At 63.2% G+C, this 13,092-nt stretch carries 14 protein-coding genes; 9 read left to right on the forward strand and 5 right to left on the reverse strand.

The window, feature by feature from the left end; translation table 11 throughout:
• Complete coding sequence (locus ACFCW2_RS11415; protein WP_379546507.1) at positions 1-684, reverse strand: SDR family oxidoreductase; 684 nt, start codon at positions 682-684, stop codon at positions 1-3.
• A 120-nt stretch (positions 685-804) separates the two neighbouring features.
• On the opposite strand from ACFCW2_RS11415, the gene ACFCW2_RS11420 reads away from it, so the two are divergent.
• Positions 805-1,965, forward strand: a complete 1,161-nt coding sequence (locus ACFCW2_RS11420) for a serine hydrolase (protein WP_379546508.1) — start codon at positions 805-807, stop codon at positions 1,963-1,965.
• On the opposite strand, the gene ACFCW2_RS11425 is transcribed toward ACFCW2_RS11420, so the two are convergent.
• On the reverse strand, positions 1,962-2,867 hold the full coding sequence (locus ACFCW2_RS11425; protein WP_379546509.1) for a 50S ribosomal protein L11 methyltransferase: 906 nt from the start codon (positions 2,865-2,867) through the stop codon (positions 1,962-1,964). The two genes, ACFCW2_RS11420 and ACFCW2_RS11425, sit on opposite strands and share 4 nt — an antisense overlap.
• A 14-nt stretch (positions 2,868-2,881) precedes the next feature.
• Entirely contained in the window at positions 2,882-3,604 is a 723-nt protein-coding gene (locus ACFCW2_RS11430) for an SDR family NAD(P)-dependent oxidoreductase (protein ID WP_379546511.1), read from the reverse strand.
• 174 nt (positions 3,605-3,778) lie between these two features.
• Here ACFCW2_RS11430 and sdhC point away from each other — a divergent pair, with 174 nt between their 5' ends.
• The 5 genes from sdhC to ACFCW2_RS11455 are packed head-to-tail and all read left to right on the forward strand — an operon-like array spanning position 3,779 to position 7,973.
• Entirely contained in the window at positions 3,779-4,159 is a 381-nt protein-coding gene (sdhC, locus tag ACFCW2_RS11435; protein ID WP_379546513.1) for a succinate dehydrogenase, cytochrome b556 subunit, read from the forward strand.
• Between the two features lie 12 nt (positions 4,160-4,171).
• Positions 4,172-4,558 (forward strand): succinate dehydrogenase, hydrophobic membrane anchor protein, encoded by a 387-nt coding sequence (gene sdhD, locus ACFCW2_RS11440; RefSeq protein ID WP_379546514.1) that lies wholly within the window; start codon positions 4,172-4,174, stop codon positions 4,556-4,558.
• Entirely contained in the window at positions 4,558-6,405 is a 1,848-nt protein-coding gene (gene sdhA, locus ACFCW2_RS11445; protein WP_379546515.1) for a succinate dehydrogenase flavoprotein subunit, read from the forward strand. The genes sdhD and sdhA overlap by 1 nt, the downstream gene beginning before the upstream one ends.
• A gap of 21 nt (positions 6,406-6,426) precedes the next feature.
• Positions 6,427-7,530 carry a saccharopine dehydrogenase family protein gene (locus ACFCW2_RS11450; protein ID WP_379546516.1) on the forward strand — a complete coding sequence of 368 codons (1,104 nt, stop codon included), beginning with the start codon at positions 6,427-6,429 and terminating at the stop codon, positions 7,528-7,530.
• Positions 7,527-7,973, forward strand: a complete 447-nt coding sequence (locus ACFCW2_RS11455) for a thiol-disulfide oxidoreductase DCC family protein (RefSeq protein ID WP_379546518.1) — start codon at positions 7,527-7,529, stop codon at positions 7,971-7,973. Before ACFCW2_RS11450 ends, ACFCW2_RS11455 begins: the two co-directional genes overlap by 4 nt.
• A gap of 1 nt (position 7,974) precedes the next feature.
• Here ACFCW2_RS11455 and ACFCW2_RS11460 read toward each other — a convergent pair whose 3' ends face one another.
• The gene (locus ACFCW2_RS11460) at positions 7,975-8,622 is read right to left on the reverse strand and encodes a peptidylprolyl isomerase (RefSeq protein ID WP_379546519.1); all 648 of its coding nucleotides are present in this window, start codon (positions 8,620-8,622) and stop codon (positions 7,975-7,977) included.
• A 118-nt stretch (positions 8,623-8,740) separates the two neighbouring features.
• Here ACFCW2_RS11460 and creD point away from each other — a divergent pair, with 118 nt between their 5' ends.
• The gene (creD, locus tag ACFCW2_RS11465; RefSeq protein ID WP_379546520.1) at positions 8,741-10,162 is read left to right on the forward strand and encodes a cell envelope integrity protein CreD; all 1,422 of its coding nucleotides are present in this window, start codon (positions 8,741-8,743) and stop codon (positions 10,160-10,162) included.
• A 75-nt stretch (positions 10,163-10,237) separates the two neighbouring features.
• On the opposite strand, the gene ypfJ is transcribed toward creD, so the two are convergent.
• Entirely contained in the window at positions 10,238-11,113 is an 876-nt protein-coding gene (ypfJ, locus tag ACFCW2_RS11470; protein ID WP_379546522.1) for a KPN_02809 family neutral zinc metallopeptidase, read from the reverse strand.
• Between the two features lie 112 nt (positions 11,114-11,225).
• Between ypfJ and ACFCW2_RS11475 the strand changes: the two genes are divergently transcribed.
• Both ACFCW2_RS11475 and ACFCW2_RS11480 read left to right on the forward strand, forming a co-directional pair.
• Positions 11,226-11,981, forward strand: a complete 756-nt coding sequence (locus tag ACFCW2_RS11475; protein WP_379546524.1) for a 3-hydroxybutyrate dehydrogenase — start codon at positions 11,226-11,228, stop codon at positions 11,979-11,981.
• Between the two features lie 24 nt (positions 11,982-12,005).
• Entirely contained in the window at positions 12,006-13,034 is a 1,029-nt protein-coding gene (locus tag ACFCW2_RS11480; RefSeq protein ID WP_379546525.1) for a M28 family peptidase, read from the forward strand.
• Positions 13,035-13,092 lie beyond the last annotated feature (58 nt).

The raw sequence follows: 13,092 nt of genomic DNA on the forward strand, positions 1-13,092 counted from the left end.
TCAATCCGCCGGCATCAGGTGGATTTCGCGCACCGCGGAGGTCTCCCGCTGCTCCAGGGCAAAGACCACCGCATCGGCAATGTCTTCGGGCTGCAATTTTGTCGGCTTCGCTTCGTCAAAGAATTCGGTGTTGACCATGCCCGGCGTGATGACGGTGCAGCGGCCACCCCAGTCGCGCATTTCCTCGGCGAGATTGCCTGCAAAGCCCTGCACGAACCACTTGGTCGCGCTGTAGACGGAGCCCTTGAAATGTTCGCGGCCCGCCTTCGATCCGGTGACGATGAACATGCCCTTGGTCTTCTTCAATTCGGGCAGAGTGGCATGGGCGGTGTAGAGCACGGCGAGGATGTTGAGGTGGATCATATCGTGCCATTCCTGAGGGTCGCCGTTTTCCATGCCGGGGCTGTCCGCGCCCTTGCCGGCATTGGCGTAGACCGCATCGAGGCTGCCGAAAGTCTCGACCGTCTTGGCGACGGCGGCGCTCAGCGCATCGCGGTCAGTCACATCGCATTCCACCGCTAGCGCGCTCTCGCCGATCTCGCTGGCGAGTTCCTCCAGACGGTCCTTGCGGCGGGCCAGGAGGGCGACGTTCCAGCCCTTGGCTGCCGCAGCGCGGGCAGTGGCGGCGCCTATCCCTGAGGATGCGCCGGTGATCATCAGAGTGCGCGCGTTTTTGTCAGGCATTGTGGGAGCTCCGTTAATTCGATTTGTGTATGGGGATTACCGCAGCAATGCGGGAGAGCGCGGGCGGGTTCCGCGCGCCTCGTGATTGGCGCAATAGGAAAAGGGCTTCGAAGGCAGGTCATGGCAGCGGCATCGAACAGCATCGGCGTGATCGGCGCTTTTGCGGCGCTGGCTGCTTTGGCGACCTGCAATATGTCCGGCGTGACGATAGGCGCGGCGGGCGAAAGCGCGGGGACGGTCGCGCCGTCCTTCGCCGAGCGCGTGGAGGAAGTTGCCGAGGAGATTGTCGAGGAACGCCCGGCAGAAGAGCGCTGGCTGGACGATCGGTTCTACGGCATCGGCAGCACTTTCGACGGCTATCTGGGCATCGCGATGGTCGATGTGCAGACGGGCGCGCTGGTGCATTTCAATGGCGGCGAGACCATGCCCCAGCAAAGCGTCAGCAAATTGTGGGTGGCGCTCACGGCGTTCGATCAGGCCGACAAGGGCACACTCGATCTGGCCGAGCGGGATACTGTGACGTTCTCCGATCTGACTGTCTTTCATCAGCCGATCCGCAAGATCGTCAAGGCACAAGGCAGCTTCACGAGCGATTACCGCGACTATATCCGCCGCGCGCTGACCGAAAGCGACAACACCGCCAATGATATGGTGCTGAAGCGCGTAGGCGGGCCGGATGCGGTGCGCAGCGTTCTGGCGGAGAAGGGGCTGGGCGATATCCGCTTCGGTCCCGGCGAGCGGGCGATGCAGGCGGCGATTGCGGGCTTGGAATGGGATCAGCGCTATGCCGTGGGCAAGACGTTTTTCGAAGTGCGCAAGGCGGTGCCGCATGGCATCCGCCGGACCAATTTCGATGGCTATGTCAGCGATCCGGTAGACGGCGCGCGGGCCAATGCAATCGCCGCGGCTCTGGCGCGTCTGGCGAGGGGCGAATTGCTGTCAGCGGGCAACACGCAGGCTCTGCTGACATTACTGGACGAGGTGAAGAGCGGGCCGAACCGGTTAAAGGGCGGTCTGCCCGCCGGATGGAGCCTTGGCCACAAGACGGGGACGGGCCAGGTGCTCGATATCGTCCCGCCCGGCGTCATCGGGGAACAGGCGGGCTATAACGATATCGGCATCCTGACTGCGCCCAATGGAAAGCGTTATGCCGTAGCCGTGATGATCGGGCGCACTGCTCGGCCTGTGCCGGAACGCATGGACCTGATGCACAAGGTGGTGGGCGCGATTGCGGGCTATCACCAGCGGGTGAGCGGGGGCGTAGCTACTGCCGGAAGCTAAACGATCCGCCTGCGCCGCAGCCACAGGATCGACCAGTCGCCATTGACAATCCGGCCCGCCATGCGGAAGCCCGCGCTTCTATAGGCAGAGCGTACCGCAGCCTCCTGCGTTTCCAACAGGCCGGCAAGCACCAGATGGCCGCCGGGCTGCACGCTCATGGCAAAATGCGCCGCCAGTTCGATCAGCGGCGCGGCGAGGATATTGGCAATCAGCAAATCGAAAGGTCCGCGCGCCTGCAGCTGCGGATCGTCCATCCCGTCAGAGGTCAGCATCAGCAGCTCGCCCGCATCGCCGCCCATCGGCACGGTGTTGGTAACGGCGTTCTCCAGCACCACGCCCTCGCACACCGGGTCGATATCAGATGCCGTGCACAGCGCCCGTGGCCAAAGCGCCAACGCGCCGAACGCAAGCAGGCCGGTGCCAGTGCCGATATCGGCGATATTGCGCGCATTGACCCCGCTCACCCGGATATTGGCGAGCATCGCAAGGCATCCCGCAGTCGTCTCGTGCTGGCCGGTGCCGAAGGCCTGACTGGCGGGGATGACCAGATCGAGCAGCTCTTCGGTCGGGGCGGGGTGGTCCGGCGTGCGGACATAGAAGGGGCCGGCACGGATGGGATCGACCCCCTGCTGGCTGAGCGTGAGCCAGTCCTGATCGGGCAGTTTCTCCAACGCCATGGCCGGGGTCTTGCCGGAGAAGAGCGCGGCAATGTCTGCCTTCTCTGCTTTAGAAGGCTTGCCCGAATACCACGCCTCGAACACCCAATCCTCAGGCCGATCCTCGGCAATCTCGTGGCCCGAGACGACGACGTTGTAATCCCAGTCGACCGACTGGTCCTGCGCATCAAGCGCGGCGGCGACCACCGGTTTGGGCGCGTGGATGGTGATTTTCCAGGAGGGCATCAGCGGCTCACAGTCTAGCGCACATAGCTGGCGCCATTGGCGTCCAGCGTTGCGCCGGTCAGGCTGGCAGGGGCGTCCAGCGCGCAAAATTCTATCAGCTTGGCGATCTCTTCCGGCTCGGCCACGGCGCCCAGCGGAATATCCTTCAGCAGCTCCGGCCCGCCGCGACTGGAGAGATAATCGCCCGCCATCGCGGTGTCGGTAAAGCCCGGCGCGATGGCGTAGGACAGGATGCCATCGGCGGCATGGGCGCGGGCGATGGTCTTGTGCATTGCCAGCATTCCGCCCTTCGCCGCCGCATAATGCCAGTGCGCTGGCGAATCGCCCCGGTGCCCCGCACGGCTGGCGACATGGACAAGCCGGCCCCGATGCCCGTTCTCGCCTGCCTTACGATCCAGCCAGTGCTGCACGGCAAACCGGCTGAGTTGTGCGGCGGCGGTCAGATTGATCCGCAGCGTATCCTCCCACGCATCCAGCCAGCTGATATCCGCGCTGTTGGTGGGATTGGCCGCGAACAATCCGGCATTGTTGACCAGCACGTCGATCCGCCCACCGCCGCGCTCCAGCGCTTCTTCCCACAGCATTTGCGGTGCGGAAGGCTCCGTAAAATCAGCCGCAAGCCGCCCTTCGCCGCCTTCGGTCGAATGCCCGATAACGGTGCAGCCGCGCGATTCCAGCGCAGAGAATGCCGCTGCGCCGATACCCCGGCTCGATCCTGTCAGAAGTATCGTGGTCATACTCGCGCAAGCATAGAGCGCTGGCAAAACCTGTCGAGAACCATCGTCAAAGCCTGCCTTCATCCGCCCACGGTCCTAGGCCCCGCTTGCATGGCGCGTATGGTTCGCTAAGTGCACATCCAACACATGCATTTTGCGCGGGGTTTCCGCGCCCCACTGGAAGAATTGAAGCCTATGGCAAACCGTCCGCTTTCCCCGCATTTGCAGATCTGGAAATGGGGCCCGCACATGCTGGTCTCCATCCTCCACCGTGTGACCGGTGACGGTATGGCGCTGGTCGGTCTGGGTGTTTTCCTGTGGTGGCTTGGCGCTCTCGCCAGCGGACCCGACGCCTACGGCCTGTTTCAGGCCGTGATGACCTCGCCTGTCGGCTATATCGTGCTGATCGGCCTCACCTGGGCCTTCTTCACCCATATGATGAGCGGGCTGCGCCACTTCGTGCTGGATATCGGTGCGGGGTACGAGCTGGACACGAACAAATTCTGGTCCATCGCCAGCCCGATCATCGCCATCCTTCTCACCATCGCTTTCTGGGCGTTGATCTTCGTCAAGTAAGGGCACCGATCCATGGGTAACGGTACATCGATTGGCCGCGTTCGCGGTTTGGGCAGCGCGCATGAGGGCGCGCATCACTGGCTGGTCCAGCGCTTCACCGCGATCGGCAATCTGGTCCTGATGGTCTGGCTGCTCGCCAGCTTCATCCTGCTGCCGGATATGAGCTACGCCACGGTCAGCGAATGGCTGTCTGCGCCGATTCCGGCGGCGGCGATGGTCCTGCTGATCATCAGCATTTTCTGGCACGCCCGGCTCGGCCTGCAAGTCCTGATCGAGGATTATGTCCACGAAGCAGGCACAAAATTCGCCGCCCTCGCGGCACTCAATCTCACTGCAATTGCGGGCAGCGTTTTCGGCATCTTCTGTGTCGCACGCCTTGCCCTTGGAGGAGCCGCCTGATGGCGACCGAAACGAATTCCAACACCGCCTATCCGATTATCGAGCACCAGTTCGACGTGGTCGTCGTTGGCGCAGGCGGTTCCGGCCTGCGCGCCACGATGGGCGCGGCCGAAGCGGGCCTGAAAACGGCCAATATCTCCAAGGTTTTCCCCACGCGCAGCCACACCGTGGCGGCGCAGGGCGGCATTGCGGCGTCGCTGGGCAACAACACGCCCGATCACTGGTCATGGCATATGTATGACACGGTGAAGGGGGCCGACTGGCTCGGCGACCAGGACGCGATCGAATATCTCGCCCGCGAAGCTCCGCAGGCTGTGTACGAGCTGGAGCACGCCGGCGTGCCGTTCTCGCGCAATGAAGACGGCACGATTTATCAGCGTCCGTTTGGCGGCCACATGCAGAACATGGGCGAAGGCCCCCCGGTGCAGCGCACCTGCGCCGCAGCCGACCGGACTGGCCACGCCATGCTCCACGCGCTGTATCAGCAGAGCCTGAAGTATGACGCGGACTTCTTCATCGAATATTTCGCGCTCGACCTGATCATGGAAGATACTGCCGACGGCAAGATTTGCCGCGGCGTGATCGCCATGTGCCTCGACGATGGCACGCTGCACCGGTTCAAAGCGCAGTCCGTGGTGCTGGCAACCGGCGGATATGGCCGTTGCTATTACACCGCGACCAGCGCTCACACCTGCACCGGCGATGGCGGCGGCATGGTGCTGCGCGCTGGTCTGCCTTTGCAGGACATGGAGTTCGTCCAGTTCCACCCCACCGGTATTTACGGCGCGGGCGTGCTGATTACCGAGGGCGCGCGGGGCGAGGGCGGGTACCTGACCAACTCCGAAGGCGAGCGGTTCATGGAACGCTATGCTCCGTCGGCGAAGGATCTGGCATCGCGCGATGTCGTCTCCCGCTCGATGGCGCTGGAAATGCGCGAAGGGCGCGGTCACGGGGCGGAAGGGGACCACATCCACCTGCACCTCGACCATATCGACCCCAACGTGCTGGCCGAGCGTCTGCCGGGCATCACCGAGAGCGGCAAGATCTTTGCCGGTGTCGATCTGACCCGCCAGCCGCTGCCTGTCACCCCGACGGTGCATTACAATATGGGCGGCATTCCGTGTAACTATCACGGGCAGGTTGTGGCCGGCGAAGCGGGCGATCCGGACAAGGTTGTGCCGGGCCTTTACGCTGTTGGCGAAGCGGCCTGCGTGTCGGTGCACGGCGCGAACCGACTCGGCTCCAACTCGCTGATTGATCTCGTTGTGTTTGGCCGTGCCACCGGCCTTCACTTGAAAGACAATGTCACTCCGCACGCCTCGCAAGACGCTCTGCCGAAAGACAGCAGCGATCTGGCACTGGCGCGTCTGGATCACTTCCGCCACGCCGATGGCGGAACGCCAACCGCGCGCATCCGCGAAGATATGCAGAAGACGATGCAGAAACACTGCGCTGTGTTCCGCGACACCGAAACGCTGGCGGCAGGCAAGAAGCATCTGGCCGGGGTCAACGCGCGGATGGAGGACATCAAGGTGTCCGACCGCTCGATGATCTGGAACAGCGATCTGATCGAGACGCTGGAGCTCGACAATCTGATGGCGCAGGCCAGCGTGACCATGGCCAGCGCCGACAACCGCAAGGAAAGCCGCGGCGCCCACGCGCACGAGGACTATCCCGACCGCGACGACAAGCAGTGGATGAAGCACACCATCGCGTGGTTCGACGGCTGGGGCGGCGGCGCCGGCGGCAGCGGCAAGGGCGATATGAAAATCGACTACCGCCCGGTCCACGAATACACGCTGACCGACGATGCGGAGTACATCAAGCCGAAGAAGCGGGTGTATTGATCCTGCGGGGGCAGTAATTCTATGCCCCTGCGGGTCGCGATCATCGGTGGCTATGGCAATTTCGGCGGTTACGTCGCGCGCGCGCTCGCCGGAGATCCGCAAATTGCGTTGACCATTTGCGGGCGCGATGGCGCCCGTGCGGAAACGTTCGCCCGCGATCTGGCTGCGGCCAATGAGGCCAACGGCAAAGCCGTGGATATAGCGAATTCGGCCAGTACCATGTTGGCGGGGGTCGAAGCCGATCTCGTCATCAATATGGTCGGTCCGTATAACGGCCAGGGGTACGGCGTGGCGCGCGCTGCCATCGCTATTGGGGCGCATTATTGCGATATCGCCGATGCCCGCGAATTTGTGTGCGGTATTGGCGAGCTTGACCGGGACGCAAGGGCGAGCGGGGTAGCGGTGCTGGCCGGGGCAAGTTCGGTACCTGCACTGACCGCAGCCTATTGCGACGATGCGTTGACGTCGATGGCTGCGCTGCGCCGGGTCGAGTACGGCATTAGCGGAGCAGAACAGGCCAATCGTGGTGCGGGCACCGTGGCGGCCGTGCTGGCGTATGTGGGTGAGACCTTCACCCGTTTGGCCAAGGGTACAATGATCCCTGAGACCGGCTGGAGCGGGCTTGAATCGGTTGACTATCCGGAGCTTGGTCGTCGGTGGTTTTCCTCCGGCAATGTGCCTGACCTCGGGATTTTTCCCGAACGTTATGAAGGCCTGCAGGAACACCGGTTTCTGGCAGGGCATGAAATCTCCCTGCTGCATTTTGGCCTATGGGCAATGGGGTTGCTGCGCCGCTGGCGGATTGTGCCGCGTCTCGACCGGTTTGCGGGTGTGCTGGTGAAACTATCCCAACCATTCAATATTCTGGGGAAGGGGCGCAGCGGCTTTCACATGGTCATTGATGGTGAGTATGCCGATGGAGCGCCGATGCGCCGTCGCCATTGGATAATCGCGCGCAGCGGCGATGGCCCCAATATTCCCGTTATCCCTGTGATACTTCTCGCCCGAAAACTGGCTTCGGGCGAGAGGTTGGAGCCCGGCGCGCGTCCATGCCTCGATGTGATCTCGCTTGATGAATACCGGCAAGGGTTCGCGCATCTCGATGTCACCTGTATCGACGAATGAACCATCCTTCCTACAGCTTCCGCGCCGATCCGGATGTGCCAAATTTCGACGATTCTCGTCCGCTCTTCGTCTTCGATAATGTGTGCGTGCTGTGCTCAAGCGGTGTGCGCTTTTTGATGAAGCACGATCCCGGTGGGCGGATCAGCTATACAAGCGCGCAAGATGCTTTGGGTCAGGCGCTCTATCGCCATTACGATATCGACATGGACGCAACCTATCTTCTGATCACGGACGGGGAGGCATGGTCGGAGAGCGCTGGCTATTTCAAGCTTGCGGAAAAACTTGGGGGATGGTGGCGGCTTGCGTTGATCGGGAGTATCGTGCCGCGCGGGCTGGCCGATGCCGCGTACCGACTGGTGGCGCGCAACAGATACCGGTGGTTTGGGAAGACGAAAACGGCCTGTGAATTGCTGACCGAAGAGCAGCGATCCCGGCTCGTTTAGTCTACTCTTGCTCAGCCACCCGCCGCGCTTTCACGATCACCACTGGCTCCGCCAGCATCTGGCCGACCATCCAGCCTTGGCCCTTGGACGGGTCGATCGGGGCGGTGTGGATGGCTTTGACTACCTCCATCCCGTCCACCACTGTGCCGAAGGTGGCGTAGCCGTTCTGCCAGACGGAGTCGGTTGCTTCGGGGTTGGCGTCCATGCCGGGCTGGTCTTGCAGCATGATCGAGAAGTCGCCGTTCGCGCTGCCCGGTTCGCCCATCGCCATGGAGATCGCGCCGCGCGCGTGGGTCAGGCCGGTTACGGTGGTCGGTTCGTGCGGGATGGGGTCTAGTATCCGGTCGGGATCGTTTTGCGTGCCGCCCTGAATCAGGCCATTGGGCTGCTCGCCCCAATCGAGGCTCATCGCGCGGTAGAACACCGTTCCGTCAAACCGCCTTTCGTCGACATAGCGCAGGAAATTCCCGGCGGTGATCGGCGCGCGCTCGGTTTCTAGCGCGATAGTTATGTCGCCCATGGTGGTTTCCAGAACCACGCTCACCGTCTCGAATGTCGGCTCCTCGGGTGGTGCTTCCGGTGTTTGTGCGGCAAGGGACGCAGGCAGGATGAAAGCGAGAGCGGCGGCGAAGAGGGAGTGGAATGTCATGCAAGGAAGCTGACGGCCTCTCGCTCGCAGTGCAAGTGTTTGCCCCTCCACGGCGGTTCAACAGGCATTCAGTTCATCGCTCACAGTGCACGTTTCGTCGCTATGATGCGCAATGGAGATGATGATGCGAACCGAACGATCGCCCGGAGTGAAACTGCTGTTTGTGGGGCTGGTGGGTTTTGTCCTGCTGGTCCCGCTGCTGATGGTCTATGCGCTGGTCAGTGACCGGCAGCATCAGGCGCGCGTCGCGCAGGACAGCATCACGGCGGGCTGGGGCGGGCCGCAAACGCTCGGCGGGCCGGTGCTGGTCATTCCCTATACCGAGGAAACCACCCAGACCGAGACCCGCAACGGACAAAATATCTCCCGCCGCATTACCGCGCGGCGGGAGCTGTATCTTTCCCCGCAATCGCATGATGTGGCGACCACGCTGCAACCCGAAGTGCGCAAGAAATCGATCTACGAAACGGTCACCTATCTGGCGACGACCAAAGGCGAGGCGCAGTTCGCCTTGCCCGATGATTTGGAACGGCTCGATGTCGATCCGGCCTCTCTGCGTCTTGCCGAGAGCGAGCTGCGTTTTGGCGTCTCCGATCCGCGCGGCCTGCAGGGCGATGCGGCGGCGACCATCGCGGGCGAGGCGCTGTCGCTGAAACCGGGCAAGGGCCCAATGGAGAGCGGCGGTTCTGGCTTTCACGGCTATCTGGAATGGGACGGCGAGGGCACGCTTGCGGTCGATTACAGTTATAGCCTGCGGGGTAGCCGTTCGCTGTCGCTGGTTCCGCGCGGCGGGCAGACCGACTGGGCAGTCAATTCCACTTGGGCGCATCCCAGCTTTACCGGCGGCTTCCTGCCCGATGCGCGTGAGGTAGGGGATGACGGGTTCTCTGCCGAATGGTCGATTGCCAACCTCGCGCTGGGCCGGTCCATCGCGTCGACCGCTGACACAGGTGTGGTGGAAAATGCAGGCGGCATGGCAACACCCCCTCCGCCGCCCGTTCGGGTATCGGCCTATGCCGAGGGCGCATCGGGCGGACAGATTGCCGAAGTCCGGCTCATCGAGCCGGTCGACCTGTACAGCCAGGTCGATCGCAGCGTGAAATACGGATTTCTCGTGATCGGGTTCACCTTCCTGACCTTCCTGATGTTCGATCTGGTGGCCGGCGCCCGGGTCGCTGCGGCGGAGTATCTGCTGACCGGCGCAGGGCTGGTGCTGTTCTTCGTCCTGCTGCTCGCCTTTGCCGAAGTGATCGGGTTCACCGCTGCTTTTGCCGGAGCCACTCTGGCGATTGTCGGCCTGCTGACGGCCTACAGCATGGCGGTGCTCGGCACGAAGAAGCGCGCGATGACGGTCGGGGCCATCCTTCTGGGCCTCTATGCTTCGCTCTACGTCCTGCTCAGCCTAGAGGCACTCTCGCTGCTGATCGGATCGGTGATGCTGTTCGTGGCGCTGGCCGGTGTGATGTACGCCACCCGCAATATCGACTGGTCGAGTGTGGGCGGGCGCAAGGATGAGGAGGCGGAAGAACCGGCCGCCTGATTCGCATCAAACACAAAAGGGGCGCGGCACCGATGCGTGCTGCGCCCCTTTCTTATGCCCGCTGGCCAACCAGCGTCAGAGGTTCTGGAAATACCGGTCGCACACCGTGTCGTCGGCGCTTTCCAGACCATCACGCAGGGCCTGCATCCGTTGCTGGCTGGTGCCGTGGGTGAAGCTTTCCGGATTGACCCGCTGGCCGGCATTGCGCTGCAGCGTATCGTCACCGATGGCGCTGGCGGCGCGCAGGCCTTCCTGCATGTCGCCGGGCTCGATCAGGCTGCGGTTCTTGCCCGCCCAGACGCCCGCATAGCAATCGGCCTGCAATTCCATGCGAACTTGAAGCTCGTTGGAGCGGCGCGGGTTCTGCGCCTGCACGCTGCGCACTTGCCCGGCCAGACCGGTCAGGTTCTGGATGTGGTGACCATATTCATGGGCCAAGACATACCGCCGCGCGAAATCGCCGCCTGCGCCCATTTGCTGCGCCATCTGATCGTAGAAGGTGGTGTTGATATAGATGCCCATATCGGCGGGGCAGTAGAACGGCCCGGCCGCCGCGGGGGCGTTGCCGCAGCCCGACCGCACGCCGCCGCCGGTGTAAAGGTCCAGCACGGGCTGTTGGAACGCGATACCAGCGCGCTGGAATTCCGGTGCCCACGTCTGGTTGAGTGACTGGAGCGTATTGCAGGCCTCCGTCGCGTATGGGCCGCGGGTGCAGATTTCCTGCTCGTTCGTGCTGGAGGTTCCACCGCCGAGACCGCCGGTGGTTTGCTGGACGCTTTCGACCACGCCGATGGTCTGCATGGGATTGATCCCGAAAACCAGCGCGCCGATGGCCGCGATGACCAGCGTGCCGCAACCGACCTTGCCGCCGCCACCGCCGGGAAATCCGCCGCCGCCTCCGCCGCTCGAACGGACATTGATATTGCCAGTGTTAAACGGATTGAGCCGCACGGCATTTCCCCTACAAACTATTTCTGTTTCCGCCGGGACTGGACAGCGGACGTGTTGAACGCAAGACAGGTCCCACAATTCGTTCGCAATTCAAACCCCTAAGAGGCCACCTATGTTCCTGTCCGGCAAACGCGCACTTGTTACAGGCTCGACATCGGGCATTGGTCTGGCCGTGGCGCGCGCGCTGCATGCCGAGGGGGCCGAGATCACCCTCAACGGGTTTGGCGAGGCGGATACGATCGCGGCGCTGAAGGAAGAGCTTTCGGCCAGCCATTCGGGTGCGGACCTGACTGATGCCGATGCCATCGCGGCGATGATGGCAGAGGCAGGACCGGTCGATATTCTGGTCAACAATGCCGGGATGCAGCATGTCGCGCCGGTGGAGGATTTTCCGCCCGATCAGTGGGACAGGATCATCGCGCTCAATCTGACGGCGGCATTTCATACCACGCGGCATGCGGTTCCGGCGATGAAGCAAGCGGGCTGGGGCCGGATCATCAACACCGCCAGCGCGCATTCGCTCACCGCCTCGCCTTTCAAGAGCGCGTATAACGCCAGCAAGCACGGCATTGCAGGGTTTACCAAAACCATCGCGCTGGAGTTGGCGCAGACCGGCGTGACGGCCAATTGCATCAGCCCGGGCTATGTCTGGACGCCGCTGATCGAGGGGCAGATCCCCGATACGATGAAGGCGCGGGGCCTGAGCCGGGAAGAAGTGATCAACGATGTCCTGCTGGCCAAGCAGCCGACCAAGAAATTCGTCCAGCCGGAAGAGATCGGCGCGCTAGCGGTTTTCCTGTGCCGTTCGGAAGCGGGTAATGTGACGGGTGCTAACTGGAGCATCGACGGCGGGTGGACCGCCGAATAGGCTCGTTTTTGGGGAAGCACGGTCTTGGGGGCGATTACGACTTCGCGGAGAAAGCGCCTCATTGGCGGCCTGCTGGCTTTTGCGCTGGCCGGATGCACGACGGTGGGGCACTCCAGTGAGGATCTGACCGCGATCGAGGCCGCTCTGGGCGCGCATATCGCCGAGCTTTCCTCATCGGACTATGCCGGACGCATGCCGGGCAGCGCTGGCGGCGTGGCAACCCAGCAATATATCATCGCGGCTCTGGAGTCCTACGGCTTTCAGCCCGGAATGCGCGGCAATTGGAAGCAGCCGCTCACCGTTCCGGCCCAGCGTTACCGCGACATGCACGTGGATGTGAGCGAAGGCGTGACCGGTCTGCTCAGCGCGAACATTGTCGGCATTCTGCCCGGATCTGTGCCGGATAGCGGCGCGGTGGTGCTCCTCTCGCATTGGGATCATCTGGGAATGTGCGGGCCGCCCGCTGCGCCCGACCGGCTGTGCAATGGTGCGGTCGATAATGCCAGCGGCGTGGCCGTCACGCTGGAAGTCGCCCGCCGCATCGCCGCGCAGGGGCCGCTCGAGCGCGATCTGTATATCGTCGCCACCACCGGCGAGGAGGCGGGGCTGGTCGGGGCCGAAGCCTTCGCCGACGATCCGCCCGCGCCGCTGCCGACCATGGTCGCGGCCTTCAATCTCGATAGCGTCGCCATCGCGCCGCGCGGTGCTCCGGTCGCGGTAATCGGCTGGGGACGTACGCCGCTCGATAGCGGGATTGCTGAAGTGATCCGGGCCGAAGGAAGGCGGCTGTCTGTTCGCAAGGAGCAGGACCGCTGGGTGCCGCGTCAGGATGCCTTTGCCCTGCTCAAACGCGATGTGCCCGCCGTGCTGGTCTCCAGCGCCTTTGCCGATGAAAAGCGGCTGGGGCAGTTTGTCGATACCGATTACCACCGCGCCACGGATGAATGGGGCGAGGACATAGAACTGGGCGGGGCGGCGCAGGATATGCTGCTTCATGTAGCCCTGCTGCGGTATTTCGGCAGCACCGTGCTTTATCCGGTTGGCGACGAATAGTGCACAGATGGTAGTGCGCAGGCACTAGCGGGCGGAGCGCGCACGGGTTAGAGGGCGG

It is taken from the genome of Qipengyuania algicola (genome assembly GCF_042492175.1).
GTDB lineage: Bacteria > Pseudomonadota > Alphaproteobacteria > Sphingomonadales > Sphingomonadaceae > CAJXSN01.